This window comes from Chryseolinea sp. H1M3-3, from assembly GCF_029360725.1.
Lineage (GTDB): Bacteria > Bacteroidota > Bacteroidia > Cytophagales > Cyclobacteriaceae > Chryseolinea.
On the sequence record NZ_JARKMY010000002.1, the window covers coordinates 624,383 to 644,665 of the forward strand.

General features: G+C 42.2%; 19 protein-coding genes. 14 read left to right on the forward strand and 5 right to left on the reverse strand.

Annotated features, from left to right (window positions below; genetic code table 11):
- The first annotated feature begins 30 nt into the window (after positions 1 to 30).
- Complete coding sequence (locus P2W71_RS10185; RefSeq protein WP_276370458.1) at positions 31 to 228, forward strand: heavy-metal-associated domain-containing protein; 198 nt, start codon at positions 31 to 33, stop codon at positions 226 to 228.
- A gap of 28 nt (positions 229 to 256) precedes the next feature.
- Positions 257 to 463, forward strand: a complete 207-nt coding sequence (locus P2W71_RS10190; RefSeq protein WP_276370460.1) for a cation transporter — start codon at positions 257 to 259, stop codon at positions 461 to 463.
- Positions 464 to 564: 101 nt separating this feature from the next.
- Here the strand turns inward: P2W71_RS10190 and P2W71_RS10195 are convergent, their stop codons facing one another.
- Positions 565 to 867 (reverse strand): phosphoribosylpyrophosphate synthetase, encoded by a 303-nt coding sequence (locus P2W71_RS10195; protein ID WP_276370462.1) that lies wholly within the window; start codon positions 865 to 867, stop codon positions 565 to 567.
- A gap of 167 nt (positions 868 to 1,034) precedes the next feature.
- On the opposite strand from P2W71_RS10195, the gene P2W71_RS10200 reads away from it, so the two are divergent.
- The 11 genes from P2W71_RS10200 to P2W71_RS10250 all read left to right on the forward strand — a co-directional run bounded on the left by P2W71_RS10200 (position 1,035) and on the right by P2W71_RS10250 (position 14,857).
- Positions 1,035 to 2,546 (forward strand): thymidine phosphorylase family protein, encoded by a 1,512-nt coding sequence (locus P2W71_RS10200; protein WP_276370464.1) that lies wholly within the window; start codon positions 1,035 to 1,037, stop codon positions 2,544 to 2,546.
- Complete coding sequence (locus tag P2W71_RS10205) at positions 2,543 to 3,277, forward strand: ribose-phosphate diphosphokinase (RefSeq protein WP_276370467.1); 735 nt, start codon at positions 2,543 to 2,545, stop codon at positions 3,275 to 3,277. Before P2W71_RS10200 ends, P2W71_RS10205 begins: the two co-directional genes overlap by 4 nt.
- 142 nt (positions 3,278 to 3,419) lie before the next feature.
- Positions 3,420 to 4,688, forward strand: coding sequence for an efflux RND transporter permease subunit (locus P2W71_RS10210; protein ID WP_276370470.1), 1,269 nt, complete (start codon positions 3,420 to 3,422; stop codon positions 4,686 to 4,688).
- Position 4,689: 1 nt separating this feature from the next.
- The gene (locus tag P2W71_RS10215) at positions 4,690 to 6,573 is read left to right on the forward strand and encodes an efflux RND transporter permease subunit (protein ID WP_276370473.1); all 1,884 of its coding nucleotides are present in this window, start codon (positions 4,690 to 4,692) and stop codon (positions 6,571 to 6,573) included.
- Positions 6,574 to 6,652: 79 nt separating this feature from the next.
- The gene (locus P2W71_RS10220; RefSeq protein WP_276370476.1) at positions 6,653 to 7,060 is read left to right on the forward strand and encodes a hypothetical protein; all 408 of its coding nucleotides are present in this window, start codon (positions 6,653 to 6,655) and stop codon (positions 7,058 to 7,060) included.
- 91 nt (positions 7,061 to 7,151) lie between these two features.
- Positions 7,152 to 8,444, forward strand: a complete 1,293-nt coding sequence (locus P2W71_RS10225) for an efflux RND transporter permease subunit (protein ID WP_276370478.1) — start codon at positions 7,152 to 7,154, stop codon at positions 8,442 to 8,444.
- Positions 8,441 to 10,387 carry an efflux RND transporter permease subunit gene (locus P2W71_RS10230; RefSeq protein WP_276370481.1) on the forward strand — a complete coding sequence of 649 codons (1,947 nt, stop codon included), beginning with the start codon at positions 8,441 to 8,443 and terminating at the stop codon, positions 10,385 to 10,387. The genes P2W71_RS10225 and P2W71_RS10230 overlap by 4 nt, the downstream gene beginning before the upstream one ends.
- On the forward strand, positions 10,353 to 11,669 hold the full coding sequence (locus P2W71_RS10235; RefSeq protein WP_276370484.1) for a TolC family protein: 1,317 nt from the start codon (positions 10,353 to 10,355) through the stop codon (positions 11,667 to 11,669). Before P2W71_RS10230 ends, P2W71_RS10235 begins: the two co-directional genes overlap by 35 nt.
- Positions 11,647 to 12,945, forward strand: a complete 1,299-nt coding sequence (locus P2W71_RS10240) for an efflux RND transporter periplasmic adaptor subunit (RefSeq protein ID WP_276370485.1) — start codon at positions 11,647 to 11,649, stop codon at positions 12,943 to 12,945. Before P2W71_RS10235 ends, P2W71_RS10240 begins: the two co-directional genes overlap by 23 nt.
- Position 12,946: 1 nt before the next feature.
- Complete coding sequence (locus tag P2W71_RS10245) at positions 12,947 to 14,152, forward strand: efflux RND transporter periplasmic adaptor subunit (RefSeq protein WP_276370486.1); 1,206 nt, start codon at positions 12,947 to 12,949, stop codon at positions 14,150 to 14,152.
- Between the two features lie 72 nt (positions 14,153 to 14,224).
- A complete protein-coding gene (locus P2W71_RS10250; RefSeq protein WP_276370487.1) occupies positions 14,225 to 14,857 on the forward strand; it encodes a DUF3347 domain-containing protein in 633 nt (210 codons plus the stop codon).
- A 106-nt stretch (positions 14,858 to 14,963) separates the two neighbouring features.
- Here P2W71_RS10250 and P2W71_RS10255 read toward each other — a convergent pair whose 3' ends face one another.
- The 4 genes from P2W71_RS10255 to P2W71_RS10270 all read right to left on the reverse strand — a co-directional run bounded on the left by P2W71_RS10255 (position 14,964) and on the right by P2W71_RS10270 (position 19,382).
- Complete coding sequence (locus P2W71_RS10255; protein ID WP_276370488.1) at positions 14,964 to 16,301, reverse strand: PAS domain-containing sensor histidine kinase; 1,338 nt, start codon at positions 16,299 to 16,301, stop codon at positions 14,964 to 14,966.
- 2 nt (positions 16,302 to 16,303) lie between these two features.
- Positions 16,304 to 17,440: an FIST N-terminal domain-containing protein gene (locus tag P2W71_RS10260; RefSeq protein WP_276370489.1), complete on the reverse strand. Its 1,137-nt coding sequence runs from the start codon at positions 17,438 to 17,440 to the stop codon at positions 16,304 to 16,306.
- A gap of 682 nt (positions 17,441 to 18,122) precedes the next feature.
- The gene (locus P2W71_RS10265; RefSeq protein ID WP_276370490.1) at positions 18,123 to 18,872 is read right to left on the reverse strand and encodes a phosphatase PAP2 family protein; all 750 of its coding nucleotides are present in this window, start codon (positions 18,870 to 18,872) and stop codon (positions 18,123 to 18,125) included.
- Between the two features lie 129 nt (positions 18,873 to 19,001).
- Positions 19,002 to 19,382 carry a hypothetical protein gene (locus P2W71_RS10270; RefSeq protein WP_276370491.1) on the reverse strand — a complete coding sequence of 127 codons (381 nt, stop codon included), beginning with the start codon at positions 19,380 to 19,382 and terminating at the stop codon, positions 19,002 to 19,004.
- A 167-nt stretch (positions 19,383 to 19,549) separates the two neighbouring features.
- Here P2W71_RS10270 and P2W71_RS10275 point away from each other — a divergent pair, with 167 nt between their 5' ends.
- Positions 19,550 to 20,281 (forward strand): hypothetical protein, encoded by a 732-nt coding sequence (locus P2W71_RS10275; protein WP_276370492.1) that lies wholly within the window; start codon positions 19,550 to 19,552, stop codon positions 20,279 to 20,281.
- Positions 20,282 to 20,283 lie beyond the last annotated feature (2 nt).

Genomic DNA, 20,283 nt, shown 5'->3' on the forward strand with positions numbered 1-20,283 from the left:
GTTATATGGGTAGAATTAAAATCATTAATTATGGAAACAATAAGTTTAAAGATCCCGAACATGAAGAGCTCACATTGTCAACTAACGGTTACAAACACCCTAAAAAATTTAGGCGCGTCTTTGAAGCGTATAGAGCCTGCGCGTGCAGAAATTGAGTTGAAAAATGGATTGACACGTGCGGCAGTTATTCAGGCAATCGAAAAAGCTGGATACAAAGTCGAGGAATAAACAGGATAGATTCTTAATCAATATAAAAATGGAAACAATTAAGTTTAAAACGAACATTAAATGCTCGGGATGTATAGAGAAAGTAACACCATATCTAAATGAGGCGGCAGGAAAGGACAATTGGAAGGTTGACATTGCCGACCCTTCAAAAATATTGAGTGTATCGGGTGAAGCTAGCGAATCCGAGATCAAAGACGCTGTCGAAAAAGCGGGATATAAAATCGAAAAAGTTTAGTCTTAGCGATTTGGAAGAACTAAAAGGCCGAAGAGATTAAATTCCCTTTGGCTTTTTTGTTAGTCTCACGGATGTTGCTACTCAATTCCTTAAGGATAGTGTCAACGTTTAATAGCCAATTTTTTTATCATCGATTCTGATAGATTGTCGGCGTACATGCCATAAGCATCAACTAACGTTCCTTTAATGCCATCCTTGGAAGATATGGCGAAGACAATGCTATTGTCGTCAGGATTTGACATTCCCTCAAACCGATGGAATTCGTCCACAGTAAAATTTTCAGGATGTAATTCCAGCGACAACGATGCGCATTCAATGCAATGGGGTTTCAAATTAAAATCCTCGCGATAACCGCGGTTCTTTAACGCATTCAAAGCTTCCGAAAGTGTCGCATAATATGTCATGGAGCAAAAATAGGGAATTATAGCCTATTCAATTTCATGCCTCCTATTTCTTACAAGCTGATAATAATCATTTTTTCGCCTGTCATTCTATTCATTTCATTTGTTACATTCGTTTTTAAATTGGCGCTAGATATTTTTTGTGCCTTGAAATGGCACGCTATCCTAGAATGACAAAGGAAAACCAGAACTTAAATCAACTCCGTGTAAAAAATATCGGGATTGATACCTACCGGGAAAATATACTTTTCATGCGTTATGATTGCGAAGTATGCCTTTCAGAAGGATTTACGGCGCTTACCCGTATCGTTGTTACTAACGGAAAAAAGAGCATCATCGCTACACTAAATGTGGTTACGTCTGAAATCATTTCCCATGGGGAAGCCGGATTATCTATAGAAGCAATGAAACGGTTGGGCGTGAAAACGGGCGATAGCATTCGCGTTTCACACCTCAATCCTATAGAATCGTTTAAAAAAGTAAGGGCAAAAATGTATGGCAATGAATTGAACGAAGCATCCCTCGCTGAAATTGTGAATGATATTGCCGGAGGGCGGTACTCAAACATCGAGTTAGCGGCGTTTATAACCTCATGTGTTAACAAAAATCTTTCGCTGAATGAAATAACCGGACTCACAAAAGCGATGATCAACACAGGGGAAAAATTAAATTGGTCCAGCAGTCTTGTATTTGATAAACATTGCGTAGGAGGCTTGCCCGGAAATAGAACCACGCCGATCGTCGTGAGTATTGTTGCAGCTTGTGGATTGATGATTCCAAAAACCTCGTCGCGTGCAATTACTTCGCCCGCTGGTACCGCAGACACCATGGAAACGATGGCGCCTGTTGCATTAACAATTGATCAGATGCGTAAGGTCGTAGAGGCTGAAGGTGGTTGTGTTGTATGGGGTGGAACGGTACAGTTAAGCCCAGTTGATGACATCCTGATTTCGGTGGAGAAAGCGCTGAATGTTGACAGTGAAGGGCAAATGATCGCGTCGGTCCTCTCCAAAAAAGCCGCGGCAGGTTCGACACATGTTATCATCGATATCCCGGTGGGTGAGACTGCTAAAGTGAGAAGCCGCCAATCAGCAGAGTACTTGCAACACCAGATGGAAAGTGTTGGCAAAGCCATCGGTCTAATAGTTAAAACCATTATTACTGATGGCTCACAACCTGTTGGAAAAGGCATAGGCCCAGCGTTAGAAGCGCACGATATTCTGGACGTGCTAAAAAACAATACGGTTGCCTCCCACACCCTTCGGGAACGCTCGCTTGAACTAGCGGGAGCTTTGCTGGAACTCAGTGGCCAATGGTCGGAAGGAAAAGGCTTGGCGCAAGCTGTTGAAGTACTTGAATCAGGTAAGGCATATCAGAAATTTATGAGGATATGCGAAGCGCAAGGTGGTTTTAGATTGCCACCCCGTGCAAAATTTCAATACGATGTTTTAGCAGATCACAAGGGAATGATTGCTTCAATCGATAACCGTACGCTGGCGAGAGTTGCAAAGCTGGCCGGTGCCCCCAAATCACCAGCCTCCGGGTTAGAATTCTATGCTCCGCTTGGTAAGCATGTCGACAAAGGCGATGTATTGTACACCATTCATGCGGAGTCCGAAGGTGAATTGTTATACGCTAGAAATTACGCGGAATCTGTTAATCACATCATTAGCATTATATGAGCCGGCTTTTGATTTCCTTTCCCGGTAATGAGTTGATGACGGATAAAATAGGTGCGGCCCTGAAAATTGAAAGAGCTGCAATCACCATTCGAAATTTTCCCGATGGAGAATCATATGTTCGCGTATTAACTGATGTGAATGGGAAGGAAATTATTGTGGTTGCCGCTTTGGATCGGCCGGATACGAAATTTCTTGCCTTGGTTTTTCTGTTACGCCTGTTGAGAGATTCGGGCGCAAAAAAAATCACTTTGGTTTCTCCATATCTCGCGTACATGCGGCAGGACAAACAGTTTCAACCCGGTGAAGCTGTTACTTCAACATATTTTGCAGCATTTCTTTCTGCATGTATTGATGAACTTATTACGATTGATCCGCATCTTCACCGAAGAAGCTCTATGGCAGAAATTTACGCCGTACCGTGCCACGCATTGCATGCAGCACCACTGATTTCGGAATGGATAAGAGCATCTGTTCCGTTGCCCGTTTTAATTGGACCTGACAGTGAGAGCGAGCAATGGGTTTCTATCGTAGCAAAGAATGCAAATGCTCCGTACCTTGTTTTGGAGAAGCAACGGTATGGAGATCGAAGTGTGTCAGTATCCTTCCCGGATGTGGCTCCGTTTCGAAGTCATACACCTGTGTTGGTGGATGATATTATTTCAACGGCACGTACCATGATTGCTGCTGTTAAACATTTGCGGGAAGCGAATATGAGGCGCCCGTTTGCGTAGGAGTGCATGCTTTATTTTGTGAGGAATCGTTTGTTGAATTGAAGAATGCCGGTGCTGGTCAGATTGTCACTTGTAACGCTATCCCACATGTTTCGAACCAGATTGACTTAAGTCCTTTAATCATAGCACGTTTAAAAATGTAATGATCAGCAAGCTTATCCATTGGTCAATTCGTAATAAAATGATTGTGATCATTCTTTACCTCTCCATGACCATATATGGAATTTATTCGGTGATCAATACGCCTGTGGATGCCATTCCCGATTTGTCTGAAAATCAGGTAATCATTTTTACGGAATGGATGGGTCGCAATCCACAGATCATAGAAGATCAGGTGACTTACCCCCTGACGAGCAACTTGCAAGGTATTCCTAAAATCAAAAACATCCGGGGAGCCAGCATGTTCGGAATGAGTTTCATCTTTGTGATTTTTCAGGACGACGTCGATATCTACTGGGCGCGTGCACGTGTCCTGGAGCGATTAAATTATGCAACGCGACTGCTACCTGCAGATGTAGTTCCAACAGTAGGCCCCGATGGCACCGGCTTAGGGCATGTATATTGGTATACACTGGATGCTCCTGAATTCGACCTTGGTGAACTTCGGGCTTTGCAGGATTGGTATATACGCTTTGCCCTTCAAACAGTAGAGGGGGTAAGTGAAGTTGCCTCTTTCGGCGGATATCAAAAACAATATCAGGTTGTTGTAGATCCCCTTAAGCTTCGTTATTACAACATCGCTTTAACAGATGTCACAGAAGCTATCAGCGCGAATAATAACGAAGTGGGTGGGCGCAAATTCGAATTGTCGGACATCGGGTACATTATTAAAAGTACTGGCTATATTAAAAATATCGAAGAGATTCGGAATATTCCAATTAAGACAGTAAACACAACACCAATCCAGATAAAAGATGTAGGCACCGTTCAAATGGGTGGTGAACTGCGGCTGGGTATCGTCGATGAAAACGGCGAAGGTGAGAAAGTTGGAGGAATCGTCATTATGCGATATGGCGAAAACGCCATGGCCGTTATTGATCGCGTAAAAGAAAAAATCAAGGATGTAAAAAAAGGGCTCCCTGCAGGTGTGTCAATAAAGGCTGCCTACGATCGGTCTGATTTAATTGATGCAACTATTGGCACCTTGCGTGAGGCAGTGACAGAGGAAATTATCGTCGTGTCCGTTGTCCTCTTTATTTTTCTGCTGCACGCACGGAGTGCGTTGATCGTTGTGATCACAATACCGGTTTCGGTGTTGTTTGCCTTCATGATGATGAACTGGTTTGGAATCACATCGAACATCATGTCGCTCTCTGGCGTTGCATTGGCCGTGGGTGACTTGGTGGATGCAGGAATTGTGATGGTCGAAAATGCAATGAAATCTGTGAGCGGGGAAACGGAATCTACCTGATATGAGCGAAGAAGAAAGGATAAGAAGAATTGAACGATCGTCACAACTTATTGGCAAGGCGGTTGTGAGTTCTATTCTTGTTACGCTGATTTCTTTCAGTCCGATATTGTTTTTAACGGGACAGGAACATAAATTATTTGCTCCGCTGGTTTGGACAAAAACATTTGCCATGATCGGCTCGGGACTTGTCGCTGTGATTCTTGTGCCCGTGTTAATGGTATTGTTGCTGAAAGGAAAAATCCGCCCTGAAAGCAAACACCCGATTAGCCGGTTTTTTACCTGGATCTATGGCCCGGTGATCAGGTGGTGTTTAAGATGGAAGAAACTGACCCTGGCGTTTGCGTTGGCGTTGGTGTTGGGTAGTCTTCCCCTCGTGTTAAATCTTGGAACAGAGTTCATGCCGCCATTGGACGAAGGGTCCTTGTTGTTCATGCCCGTGACGTTGCCAGACATTTCGAACAACGAAGCCAAGCGCCTCATGCAAGTTCAGGATAAAATCATTAAGTCTCATCCTGAGGTCGAAAACGTGTTGGGAAAAGCAGGTCGTGCAAATACGGCAACGGACAACGCACCCATCAGCATGATTGAAACTATTATTATTCTGAAACCACAGCATCAATGGCGCAGCGGTATTACAAAAGACGACATCATTCGTGAATTGAATGAGCAGCTTACTATTCCAGGAGTCATCAACAGTTGGACGCAGCCGATTGTAAACAGAATCAACATGCTTTCAACCGGCATTAGAACAGACGTAGGTGTAAAGATCTACGGGCAAAGTCTCGATTCGATTAATGTTCTTGCCCAGGAATTTAAAAAACATCTTGAAGGTCTTGAAGGTGTTGCCGATTTATACGTTGAACCAATAGTCGGCGGAAAATATATTGATATAAAAATTAAGAAAGATGTAATTGGAAGATACGGCCTTTCAGCAGACGACATTAACATGTTTGTCGAAACTGCTTTGGGCGGAATGAATGCCACTACGACGATCGAAGCCCGTGAACGCTTTTCTGTAAATGTCCGCTTTGCTCAAGACTTTCGAAGCACCATTCAACAACTGCATAGGCTGCAAATTCAATCACCTGCATTAGGACCAATACCATTGTCGGCCGTAGCAGAGATAACTTTGACGGAAGGGCCACCCATGATTAATTCGGAAAACGCTATGTTAAGAGGTACTCTGCTATTTAATATTCGTGGGAGGGACATGGGAAATACAGTGGCGGATGCAAAAGATCGCCTGGAAGAAGCAGTTAAACAGTTGCCTAATGGTTATTATGTGGAATGGAGTGGCCAGTATGAAAACCAGGTGCGTGCAGAAAACAGGTTGAAGATTATTATTCCCGTAGTATTGATCATCATTTTAATCATACTGTTTTTTACATTTAAGAGTATGCGTGAGGTATTGATTGTGTTAACCAGTATCCCCGTTGCGTTGGTGGGCGGTGCTTATTCCTTGCATTTCTTTCATGTGAATTTTTCCGTTGCCGTTGCCGTCGGCTTTATCGCTTTGTTTGGCGTAGCCATTGAAACCGGTGTTTTAATGTTGGTCTACCTGAACAATGCATTGTATTTTAAAGTAAAAGGTATTGACGGCAGCGTTACTAAAGAGCATATTGAAGAGGCAATTTATGAAGGCGCTGTGCAACGCTTAAGACCCAAGCTCATGACGGTGTTGGTCGATATTTTTGGTTTGTTGCCAGTCCTGGTGGCGACTGGTGCAGGCAGTGATATCATGAAACCAATTACCATTCCCTTTGTGTTTGGTTTATTGACATCCACACTGTTTGTACTGATCGTATTGCCGGTGCTCTACGGATACATCCGGGAGCGGGAACTACGCAAAACAGGTCATTTAAAGTACAATTTATTGGGAGAATGAGCGGAAAATGGAATTTTGTAAAACCTTATGCTTAAAGTATAAATCATGTTTGGCCCCAAAACCGTATATTTGAAAATAAATGAAATTCCTTAAAACCATATCGGTTGTTTCTCTGACCTTATTGGTGTTGGTTTCCTCCAGCAGCTTTAAACTTGGAATTCATTTATGTGCAGGTGATATACAAGATATGGCATTGTTTTCCGAGGTGGAGAAATGTGCGATGGAAAAAAAGCTCCCACCTTGTCATAAACATCAGACTGCTCCCTGCTGCGATGATGAAACCATTGTACACGAGGGGGATGGTTTTGAAGTATCATTTTCAGATATTACTATTTCTCCAGGTCCTTTTTTAGATTTGGAAATTCCTTCAGTGATGGTATCGGAAATTATTCCAGAGGCCCCTTCAGCGAAATTATTCTACCATGATTATGATCCACCGCTGAGATCGTATGATCTGACCGTTACACACCAAGTATTTCTTATTTGATTTGTCAATCCGTATGAGGAGTCATCTGCGCTCCTTCTAATCGCTTTCTTTCCAGCGATCTTTATTCCTTTTATTGTTTTGAATTTAAGTTATGGTTGAGAAATTAATTTCTATATCTCTGCGCAATAGATTTTTGGTATTGCTAATTGCCGCGGGATTGTTTGCCTGGGGTGTCTATTCCATAAAGATTAACAAAATTGACGCTATACCTGATCTTTCTGAAAACCAGGTGATTGTTTTTACCGAGTGGATGGGTAGAAGTCCCCAGATTATTGAAGACCAGGTAACCTATCCGTTGGTTACCAACCTGCAAGGTCTGCCTCAGGTTAAATATGTTCGGGGTGCTTCGATGTTTGGAATGAGTTTCGTTTATATCATCTTCAATGACGATACGGATGTCTATTGGGCACGAGAACGTGTTTTAGAGCGCCTTAATTATGCCACAAAATTGTTACCCGAAGGCGCAACGCCAACCCTTGGCCCTGACGGTACGGGTGTAGGTCATATCTTATGGTATACCCTCGATGCACCTGGTATGGATCTGGGTGAACAGCGCGCTATTCAGGATTGGTATGTAAAGTTTGCCCTTCAAAACGCACCGGGTGTAAGTGAAATCGCTTCCTTCGGGGGATTTCAAAAGCAGTATCAGGTAACGCTCAATCCCAATAAACTCAGCTACTATGGATTATCCACGCAAGAAGTAATTCAATCCGTAAGAAGTAATAACAATGAAGCCGGCGGCAGAAAGTTCGAGTTGAGTGACATCGGCTACATTATCAAAACCACTGGCTATCTCAACTCAGTTGAGGAAATTGAAAATATTCCCGTGAAGACGGTCAATGCTACTCCCGTAAGCATCGGCGATGTCGGCACCGTACAAATGACAGGCGAAAGTAGGCTTGGAATATTCGATCTCGACGGAGAAGGTGAAGTCGTGGGTGGTATCGTTGTCATGCGCTACGGTGAGAATGCAGACGAGGTGATTGCTGGTATAAAGAAGAAAATGGAGGAAGTCGCTAAAGGCTTCCCTTCAGGAATGAAATTCAACGTCATCTATGATCGAAGTGAACTCATCCAGGAATCGATCTCATCTATAAAGACAACGCTGGTAGAAGAAATGATCGTGGTGTCACTAGTGGTAATCATTTTCCTTTTTCATTGGAGGAGCGCTGCCAGCATCATCATCCAGATTCCGATCACCATTGCTACGAGTTTCATTTTGTTAAATGCTTTCGGTATCACATCCAATATCATGTCGTTAACGGGTATTGCCCTGGCAATTGGGGTAATTGTTGACAACGGAATCATTATGGCCGAAAATTCTTATAAGAATTTATCAACACGTTTTGCAGAATTAAATCCGGAAACAGAAAATAAGTTATGATTAAAAAAATATTTTCAAGGAACTACACAAGTATCGATGAGGCCGAGCGATTGGCGATTATTGAAAAATCTTCGAAGCAAGTTTCGCGTGGCGTATTTTATTCCACCATTATTATTATCACTTCATTTTTACCAGTCTTCATGCTTACAGGTCAGGAAGGAAAGCTATTTCATCCGTTGGCTTATACGAAAACGTTCATTATGCTGGTGGATGCATTTCTAGTGATTACGCTTGCGCCGGTCATCATTTCATTTTTTATGAAAGGAAAATTTACGGGTGAAAACAAAAATCCCATCAACAGATTTCTGGAGCGCATATATGAACCCATCATACGTGCTTGTATGAAGTGGAGAAAAACAACAATTGGTGTCAACATACTCGCATTATTGATCAGTGTGCCGTTGTTGATGAGTTTGGGTAGAGAGTTTATGCCGGCATTAGATGAACAGTCTATTCTTTTTATGCCCGTTACTTTACCAGATGTTTCGAACAAGGAAATAAAACGAATCCTTCAGGTGCAAGACAAAATTATTAAGTCAGTGCCTGAAGTTGACAAGGTGTTGGGAAAAGCCGGGCGGGCAAGTACATCCACAGATAACTCACCATTGAGCATGATTGAAACGATTATCATGCTTAAACCAAAATCAGAATGGCGGGAAGGACTCACTAAGAAAGATATCATCAATGAACTGGACGCTAAAATGCAAATCCCCGGGGTTGTCAATGGATGGACACAACCTATTATTAACAGAATCAATATGCTTGCAACAGGTATCCGTACCGATGTAGGCGTTAAAGTTTACGGCCAGGATCTCGATAGTATTGCTCATTTAGCTGAACGGGTAAAATTGGCCTTAAGCGGAATCGAAGGTGTGAAAGACTTGTATGTCGATCCGATTACAGGAGGCAAGTACCTTTCTATCAATGTCAACCGGGAGGCGATCGGTCGCTATGGACTTTCAGTCAATGATGTTAACATGATCGTTGAATCGGCGATAGGAGGTGCATCTGTTGGCCAAACTGTTGAAGGGCGACAACGATTTTCCATCAATGTCAGACTCGCACAGGATTTTAGAAACAGTATTGAATCACTCAAACGTATCCCTATTCAGACACCTGATCGAGGCACCGTTCCATTATCTGCCGTTGCTGAGATAAAGTTTGAAGATGGCCCTCCAATGATCGTTTCTGAAAATGCCATGCTTCGCGGTGCCGTGCTGTTTAACGTTCGTGATCGTGATCTGGGGAGCACGGTAAAGGAAGCCATGGAAAAATTGAATTCACAAATGGGTGAACTTCCCAATGGCTACTATCTGGAATGGAGTGGACAATATGAAAATTTGATTCGCGGCGAAAGAACATTGCTTGTTATCCTTCCGGTGGTCATGTTGATTATTTTCGTTTCACTTTATCTGGCATTCAAATCAATTCGTGAAGCTTTTTTCAGCTTGATCACGGTGCCGTTTGCTTTGATAGGCGGTGCATACATGGTTTATTTTTATGGTGTCAATTTATCCGTAGCCGTAGCGGTTGGGTTTATAGCTTTATTTGGTATTGCCGTTGAAACGGGCGTTGTCATGGTGATCTATTTGAATGATGCCATGCAACAGTTAGTGAAGCTTCGCGGTAATTCAAGAGAAAAAATTTCAAGAGATGATCTTAGAGAATTTGTAATTGCAGGTGCAGCTAAACGATTGCGGCCGAAACTTATGACGGTAAGTGTCGCTTTATTTGGTCTTGTGCCTGTATTGTGGGCTACCGGTGTAGGGAGCGATGTGATGAAACCCATTGTTCTTCCCATGATCGGGGGCGTGCTTACCTCGTCGACTCACATTTTATTAGTAACGCCACTCATTTTTTTGATGACGAAGGAATATGAATTAAGAAAATTTGGAAAAATAGAAGTTTATGAAAATACTCATGAAGCAGAAGGCAGAGATTGAAAGGAGGAGCGGTGAAATTCATATGCTCACCGTATTCAGCCGCCTTGTAAAACTCGTTTCGGCGACTTTGGTTTTACTAACATTTCAGGCAAAGGCACAAGTAGTTACGCTGGACAGTTTGCTTGCCGTGATTGACAGGCAAAACCCGATGCTCCAGGAGTATGATTATAAAGTACGTGCCTTGGATGCCTACGCTGAAGGCGCAAAAAGCTGGATGGCGCCTATGGTAGGCGTTGGTCCTTACTGGTATCCTTATCCGGGCAAGACTGTAATGAGCGAGGCCGAAAAAGGAATGTTTATGATTAACCTTGAACAAGATATTCCGAATCCGGCAAAGTTAAAGGCAAAGCGCAATTATTATGCGAGTAAAGCGAAAGTAGAGCAACAGGCTAGGGCCGTTCAATATAATGCCTTACGGTCTGAAGCAAAAACATTTTACTACAAATGGTTGGTCGCCGAAAAGAAGCACAGTGTATTGAAAGAGAATGAGCGAATTATTGAATTGATGTTGAAGCTTGCGCGCATACGTTACCCGTACAACCAGGGTAGCTTAGGGAACATTTACAAAGTTGAAGGACGCCTGCATGAAGTTCAAAACATGATGCTGATGACTGCCGCTGATAAACAAGAGAGTAGTTACCGACTGAAATCTTTAATGAATCTTAATCCCACCGATTCGATGATGGTGGATACGACCACCTCGGTACATTTTGACCCCAACGAGATTGCATACGATACGGCATCCTTAAGAGAACGGCGAAGCGATGTCAAACAAATTAATCAGTCCATTGAAGTTATGCGTCTCAATCAACAATTTCAACGGGTTCAGGCAAAGCCTGATTTTAAAATTCGCCTGGAACACATGGACCCACGCGGTCAGGGTATGCCTAACCAGTTTTCAGCCATGGCGATGGTAACAATTCCGATTGCACCGTGGTCATCTAAAATGTATAAATCAGAAGTGCGCGGAATGCAATATGATATTGAGGCCATGAGGAAAGAGCGAGAGTCTGTGCTGATAGAAAGTCGTGGCATGCTGGCAGGCATGGCAACACAATTGAGCAGCATGCAAAAGCAACTAGCTAACTATCATACTAAAATTATTCCTGCGTTGCGCAAAAATTACGAGACTTTGATATTGGCGTACGAAGAGAATCGCGAACAATTACCAATTGTCATTGACGGGTGGGAAGCGTTGAACATGACGCAAATGGAATATTTGAACAAACTTGAATCCTATTACAATATGATCATAAGTTATGAGAAAGCGCTGGAGAAATAGTTTTATAAAAGTAATAGCATTGCTGCTGTTGTTACTTGCTTCATGTAATAAAAGTGATAACCACACCGACCATGCCGATGTGTATACTTGTCCTATGCATCCAACTGTTGTTTCTGACCAGCCTGGAACCTGTCCGGTATGTGGAATGGATCTCGTACGAAAGGCCCGTCCCGGTGAGGAGATAAAAATCACGGAGGATTTGGCAAGGCTGATGAAATCGCCCAACCAGTCCGTTGTGTCTTCCATTAAAACTGTAAAACCCGCATACAAGACGGTTCCAGTCTCATTGGAAGCTGTGGGTATTGTTACTTATGATACCCGGAATATCTACACGATTCCAGCACGATTCGGTGGCCGGATTGAAAAAATGTTTTTAAAGTATGAATTTCAACGGGTACACAAAGGTCAAAAGATCGCAGAGATTTATAGTCCCGAAATAATTACAGCCCAGCGTGAACTGCTTTACCTGATGAAAAATGACAGCACAAACGATATCCTGGTAAAGGGGGCAAAACGTAAGCTTGAACTATTAGGATTATCATCCTCTCAACTCGAGGAATTGATCAGGCAACAGCGGCCGACGGATGTTTTGGGGGTGTACAGCCCGTATGAGGGATATGTAATTATCAATGACGCCGTACCTTCGGGTTCGCAAGTTATGACTCAGACCCCTTCAACGGACGGAGAAATGGGAGGGATGGGTTCGAAATCGTCAAGTTCATCGCCATCAGCTTCCATTAATTCAAATGTCGCTTCTGCGCGCCTTGTTCGTGAGGGCGACTATGTTTCATCAGGCCAGACGTTGTTGAAGCTGGTTAACACCAATGCGCTTCGTATTGAACTTGATCTCGCAGGTGGAAAAAATGCAATGGTAAAAGTTGGCGACAAAATTACCCTAGATCTGGGTAATGGAAAAACTGAGCATGCTTCGGTTAATTTTGTTCAGCCTTTTTTTAACGAGGGTCAAACCTTCCTAAAAATTCGCGTGTATGCAAAGAAGATCCGGGACCTTTATATTGGTCAGCTCGTTCGAGCAAATATCGAACTAGAGCCAAGGGAATCCCTTTGGATTCCAAAAGAGGCAGTGCTGGATCTTGGGACTGATAAAATAGTGTTTGTCAAAAATCGAGAAGTTCTGACCCCGAAGAAAGTCGTGACTGGCATAGATGCAGATGGACTGACAGAAGTAGTGAGTGGCTTATCTTCGTCAGAAGAAGTCGCATTTAATGCTCAATACCTGGTCGATAGTGAAAGCTTTATCAAACCAATTCAGTAGGATGAAAAAAATATTAATTTTTGTATTCGTGTTGTTCTTATTCGCGGCATGTGAGCAAAAAGGGAAATCAGGTGAGCATTCGGAACATGCGAAGTCGACATCGACGACTAAATATACCTGTGCCATGCACCCTCAAATTGTGCAGGACAAGCCGGGGACCTGCCCGATTTGTGGAATGACGCTGGTGGAAGTATCAACGTTGGGCCAAAGCAACGACTTAATGTTAAATGATACACAAATGCGGTTGGCTAATATCACTACACGACGGGCTGGTAAAAGGTCAGTAGGTGAAACGATGTTCATCAATGGAACACTGGCCGTCGACGAGGAGCGAAGTGAAGCCATCAGCAGCCGGGCGCCAGGAAGAATTGAGAAATTATTTGTAAAGGAGTCTGGTCAACCCGTTGCAAAAGGTCAGCCCCTATATGTGCTGTACAGTGAACAACTGCTAACCTTACAACAGGAATATCTGCTCGCAAAAGATCAATATGAGTCCCTTGGAAAAACAGAGTTACGTTACAAGTCATTTTTAGATGCAGCTACCCGTAAACTGTTACGCTACGGATTAACGCAAAGTCAAATTGACCAGCTCAACAGAAATTCAATGGAACCAAGAATTACTTTTTTGAGTCCATCCACTGGAATTGTTGTCACCATAGAAGCAACGGAAGGCCAATACGTGGAAGAAGGTGCCTTACTTTACAGGATAGAAGATGTTTCTTCTCTTTGGGTGGAGGCAGAATTATATCCTAACGAAGCTTCCATCGTAAAACTAGGTGATAAGATTACCGTAAATGTAAACGGATCGGAGTCCACGCGCGCAGAGGCTGAAGTGACCTTCCTAAGTCCGGAATTCAGGGCGGGAACACAAATCCTGATAATGCGCGCTATGATTAATAATCCAGGTATGCAATTAAGGCCTGGGCAGCAGGTACAGGTATTATTTACGCGTGGTTCACGTGAGGCGATTGCCCTTCCCGTAGATGCCGTAATTCGCGATGGAAAAGGATCGCATGTGTATGTCCAATCGGGACGTAATACTTTTAGGCCGAGAATGGTTAAGACTGGGATCGAAGGATTTGAACAGGTAGAAATCACTGAAGGCCTCACTGAAAGTGATACAGTTGCCGTTACAGGTGCATATCTTTTATATTCAGAAATTGTTCTTAAGAAAGGATCAGATCCAATGGCCGGACATAACCATTAATATTTTAATGGATAATTACAAATTACGACAAACTTCAACACTTAGAACTCCAACACTTCAACACATATAAACATGAAAACCAAATCAATTTTATTTTCACTTTTATTCGCGGCGATATCTTTCGCATTGCTCATCAATTGTTCAGGCAGCAAAAAAGAGGACGCAACTACTGAAACTCATGAATCTCATTCGGACGAAGCGGCAGCCCCTGCTGAAGAAAAGAAAGTGGCAGACGCCAGCGCGCCGCAGTTTGAAGTCGATCCAAAGTTTCAAGAGCAATTGGGAAATGTATTTGAATCGTACGTTTCTTTGAAAGAAGCATTTGTTTCTTCCAATGCTGAAAAAGTAAAGGCTGAGGCAAATAGTGCCAGCCAATCCGTTGCATCTGTTGACATGAAGCTGTTAACGGGCGCTGCTCACAACGACTGGATGACTTTTCTCACCCCCATTCAAAATTCCCTGAAAGAAATGCAGTCGAGTTCCGACATCGAAGAACAACGCAAGTCATTCAGTACGTTATCCGACAATTTATATAAAAGCATTAAAGCATTTGGATTAGGCGGTAAGGATGCATTCTATGAATACTGTCCGATGGCATTCAACAACGAAGGTGCATATTGGCTAAGTGATCAGGAAAAAATTAGAAACCCATATTTTGGAGATAAAATGTTGACATGTGGGGAAGTGAAGGAGAAGTTACAATAACCTTCTCGAATCATAGTTAAGATACGATGCATCGGGCACTATCATGGTTGCTGGTCGCCATGATAGTGAGTGATGATTAAGTAGTTAGTTTCTATATGTGAATAAACTAGGCAGAATCACGCAACTGACGTTCGTCCATCACTTTATGGTAATGATTGGGAACTTCGATGGTAAACTTCGTTCCAAAATTTTTATTTGAGGCAACATGGATATTTCCGTGCATTTTTTCTAATGCTTCCTTTACAATGTACAAACCCAAACCTGACCCATTAGAATTCGTGGTTCCCCGATAAAACATATTAAAAATTTTATCGATGTGGTGTTCTTCAATACCCATACCGTTGTCCTGAATCACAATACAAGATATATCCGGTTCAGTGACTACTTCCACCTTGATGAACGGCTGTTCTTGTCCTGGATTTCTGTAATTAATCGCATTTGATATCAAGTTGTTGAATATAATTTGAAGGCGCTTTCTGTCACCGTAAAATGGTACGGTGCTCTTCATTTCGACACTTTTATGTATGGTATCGGAAAAAGGCAGGTATTTAAAGTGTAGAAAGCAATCTTCAATTAAATCAGTCAGATCGATGGCTTCATACGATGCATCGATACGGGAATTCAGTGAGTAGTCAATAATATCGGTAATGAAATTATCGAGTTTCACAACACTATTCCGCATACGATCAAGATATAAAGTGATATCCGAACCTTTTTCCATTTCGATCAGATTCAGCAATCCAAGCATTGATTTTAAAGGTGCTCTTAGATCATGCGAAGCGCTATATACGAACCGGTCGAGCTCGGAATTTGCTTTTTGTAATTTCGAGTTAGTATTCTTTAGATTTTCTTCGTTCTGTTTTTGGGTACTGATATCAATGATAGCACCATCGAAAAAATTATCACCATCATTGTTATAAGATACCATGGTGCTGATGAGGCCCCAAAACGATGTACCGTCCTTTCGTTTAAATAAGATCTCTTCGCTTTTTACAGACCGGTATTTAATCAGCTTACGCAATAATTGTTTATGACTTTTAGCACTAAAATAAAATTTTCCTGGGGGTTCTTTCAAAACCTCTTCTTCAGAGTCATATCCAAATAATTCCAGGAATGCTTGGTTTATATAAATGACTTTGTTTTTAGATGTTCTGAAAACGGCTTCGCGCAAATTTTCATTGATTGACCGGATGATCTGGTTTTTTTCAAGAATGGTTTGTTCTGCGATGGATTTATTTTTCAGTTCGGCTGCTAGCTTTCGATTGGTTTCCAGGAGTTCTTTAGAACTTATCTCCATAGCCCTTTCAAGAAATTGCCGGTCACGTTCGTAATAGTGATATGAGTCACTGATGGTTTTAAATAATTCCAAAAGTTCAGGCTGAAGAATTTGCTCTTGTGCGTGTTTGCGCAATTGCCTTTCGAGTAATTTATGAAAACCTTCCATATTTAATCTTCTCGGTAAACGGTAACAGTCATGGTTTGGTTGTGTAATTCACAGGCGGTAGAGTTAACCACCGGGGAAATTTCACCATACGAATAGAAACCCGATACTGCCGTATTTTTGCCTAGCATATGGGTTACTTCTTCAATTTCTTCTTCAGTTCTGTGTGTCAGCGCCAGTCTTCGGCCTACACAGGAAATTAAGACGGCAAAATCAGCCTGAAAACTCCCCATCACAGCAAGCGAATTATCTGCTGCCGATACCGCCTCCTCAATCAGCCTGTCGAGGTTTGCCTTCATCAATCTCACTCTTGAATTTCTTGGTAGATCACCGGTAAATACCATGCTTTGATCTTCCTCATTAACAGCCAGTATTGTTCTGACGGCTATATGATCGCTACCCTGCAACCGTAAGGCTATTGGCATGAATTGCGCAGAAGAAGGGAGTTGGCCGGATAGTGGACCGAGATATTGTTTATAAAGCTGTAAGGCAGACTTATTGTCTAAGTCATACAGAACGTTTCCTTCCGATCGCGTGACAATGCGCTCGGGACCAAACGCATCCCAGCCCCCTTTGGATCCATAACCGACCTTCAGATTTTTTCCATAGAATCCAATGGCGGCGATCTTTCCTTCTGTGGGGGGTGTGTCTATACCTACTAATGTTCTTTTAAATAAAATACCATCGCCTGCCAGGCCACCCGTTATGGGTATCTGCTTGTGCAAACCATGGTTCAACCCATTGACCAGATCGCTTCCATTTACGATGTGTCCATCTGAAATGACAAAGAGATGCGCCAGCCCGTCACTTTTTAATTTTTGAGCAAGCTCGTATCCTTTTTGATAACTCTCGCCTGGATATGCAATATCAACAGCAGCTGCTTTAACTGTTGTTTTATCAAAATGAATTGCCGAGACGACGATAGAGTTGTCCAATAGTTTTGCTCCAATAATTTCACCCGCCGTAGTGCAAGTTAATATGTGAGCATCTGGATAAAATTGTTTTAACTCATGATAACGTTGGGGATCACCCAATACTTGGCAGTTTCCAAACGCCAGGACAACAGCGGCTTTTTCCTTGAGTTGATATCCCGTTTGGGACCAGCCGTGTGTGCGGTTCCATTGCTTTTGTTCCACCTTCATTAGATTGGATAGTAAGTAAAAATGTCGCCAATTTTTTTACCATGTACCGTGATGATAATATTACAATCGGGAGGCATGTACTAATTTTATTGATTTAGAGAAAAAATAGACATCAGAGATTCAAGGTGGCAGGAGAAAAGTTGTTATTTCCTTTGTTTTAGGAGATTTTTGGTTTGGGAAAGACGTGTGAAATAGTTGCACAAATGAAGGTAGAGAAGTAATAATATACGCGGTATTTCATTCTGGCAAGTATCATATAATTCAATCTCAGGTTACAATAAGAGGGGAGTTACAAAATCGGGAAATTCTCTTGCCAATTTGTCCCATATGGGATTCGCTGAGATAAGTTCTTGGCTCCCAATATTTATATAGGCGTAGTTTTATCTGTAATCACTCTTCATTTATCGAAGTACGAAGTTGCGGCATCTGCCCCACCGATGTTCGAGGCAAATTACCTTTATAATTTCATCATGCTTTCCCTCACGCCGTAGCAATTTCTTTTCAAAGTATTAAGCAGAAGGGTTTTGGGCATTGGTCGCTAATGACAAGAAGACGCGCACCATATGATTGATAGACGAATCAACCGTGAGTCAGAAGTAGTCCGCGATAGAAGGCCGGAATGAACGGACGTTTGTCACAGCCGACCGAATAAGGTTGGGAGATTGATGAATCGGAAATGAGATTAATCCGATAATGTGGAACCACCAGCCTTGCCTTTCCCCTTATTCATCCAAAGATCGATGACATTAAAGATCAGTGCGCAGAATGCAATCCAGATACCTCCTCCGATAAATCCTGCCAAAACATCGGAGGGATAATGTACGCCAAGATAAATTCTGCTAAGTCCAATTATTAAAATAATTACCGAAAGAAAAATACACATTGTGATTTTCAAAGTGTTTCCTTTTACATAACGCAATGAGAGATAAATCAAAAATCCATAAAAAGCCATAGCGCTCATCGCATGGCCACTGGGATAGCTGAGTGTATGAACAGGGATGAGATGATCCAGCGAAGGCCTGGATCGATTGAAGTATTTTTTCAAAACAATGTTGCTTAAACTTGAGAGCCCGAGAACTAGCATTGTTTGTATAATAAATTTCCAGCTTTTATGCCCGATGAAAAAGTAAGCGGCAAGTAGAATGATCAGAATAAAATAAACCAGGCGATCGCCAAAATGCGTTGTGACCCGAAAAAATGCCGTTAACGTATCATTTCGAAATGAATGAATAAATTTTGAAATACTACTATCAAAACCTTCAAGTTCATTTTCGCTTAACTCATCCGTTAGTTCAATGAAAGCATTTAAACAAATGATAAAAATGATGAAAGCAATGATAATGGTTATATAGAAGGGAAGGTTTTCGTTTTGAGAGTTGAATTTCTCTCTTAAAAATTTGGTGACAGCTTTTGTGAAGCGAATAATCAGCATTTCAATTTTTTGAGGTGAGTTTAGTCTGTCTGTTACACGCTTTATTTAAGACTAGTCATGAAGTGTACTATATTTTGCCCACTCGTTGTATATGATTTCGGCTTGTATGGCTAATCAACGTGTTCTGTATTATAACTCAATGGCTGACTGATTTTCAAATACGCCTAGCGCTACGCCAAGAACAAATTTGTTTCCCTGCTGATCTGTGAACAATTGTACATCTTTTTTAAAAAAGTCATAACCCGTCGGTTTAGGTTCTGCACGAGTCAATTCATGCGCAGCGTTCACGAGGGATTCCTGGTCGAGGCCCTGCAAATTTTTTAGATCAGTACCTTCGGTTCCGCTTTCAGGCCTTATAACGACCATCAGTGTAAATTTCTCTTCATTCATATGAATACACTGTACATTTTCTTTTCTAACGATCCAGTTTTCCGGATTGCCTAATTGTTGAACTTGCTTCAGTAAGTGGTGTGCGGTGTAAAATAAGCTTTTGCTATCTATCATTTGCATGGAGGCTGAATTTATGAATAAACAAATGAGTGCAGGGTTAGTTTAATAAGATGCTTCGGATTTGAGGTTTAAAATGTCGCGATTCAATAAAACCGGCGTCTGCTAACATGATGTTAATTGTCGGATAGACGACTTTCTGCCGACCGTAGTGATCGTAAATTCGATGCATGAGTAAAGAACAAATATCTGTTGGCGCGGCGTTAATAATTTTTGTTTTTCTGGCGACACCATTTTCCGTAGCCCAAACTTATTCACGGACAATAAAATTTATCGATGCTAATTTTGCGGTTGGGGATGCAGAAGGCAGCATGGCTCTCTCGTTCAACGTTGACAAAGGCTTGGGTAAGAAAAAGAAAATTGTTGTAGGGGTTGGCGGACGTTTAACATCCTATCTCGGAAAAAACCAGTATTACGAAACTGCACCTGCCAGGCTTACTTCAGGCAGCACGGGACCGCAGGTCATCTTTAAGGAAAATATTGCGGCAAACATTGATACGTTCCTGATCAAAACCGCGCAAGTAAATTCGCTGAATGTGCTGATTACCCTAGGTTACAATTTTTCCGAAAAATTAATGGTTCGGTTTAATATCGATGCTATCGGGCTTTCCTTTGGTAAAAACACAAAAGGTAATTATATCAATGGCTCCCGGGGTGCAATTGAAGCAGCTAGTCCGACAACATGGAATGCATTGCTCGTCAGCGACAACGACAGAGGGAGCTTGAACTCCGAATTCTTTGGACGGTACCTGTTCAATAAGAAATGGGCAGTGAAGGCAGGCATTCAATTTCATTTTACGGAGTACACCACCGATACGCAGGTGCAACAGTTTCCGGAAGCCAACGACCGTTTTAGAAACAAGTCTCTGATGTTTACCGCAGGTTTATCATATAAACTTTAAAC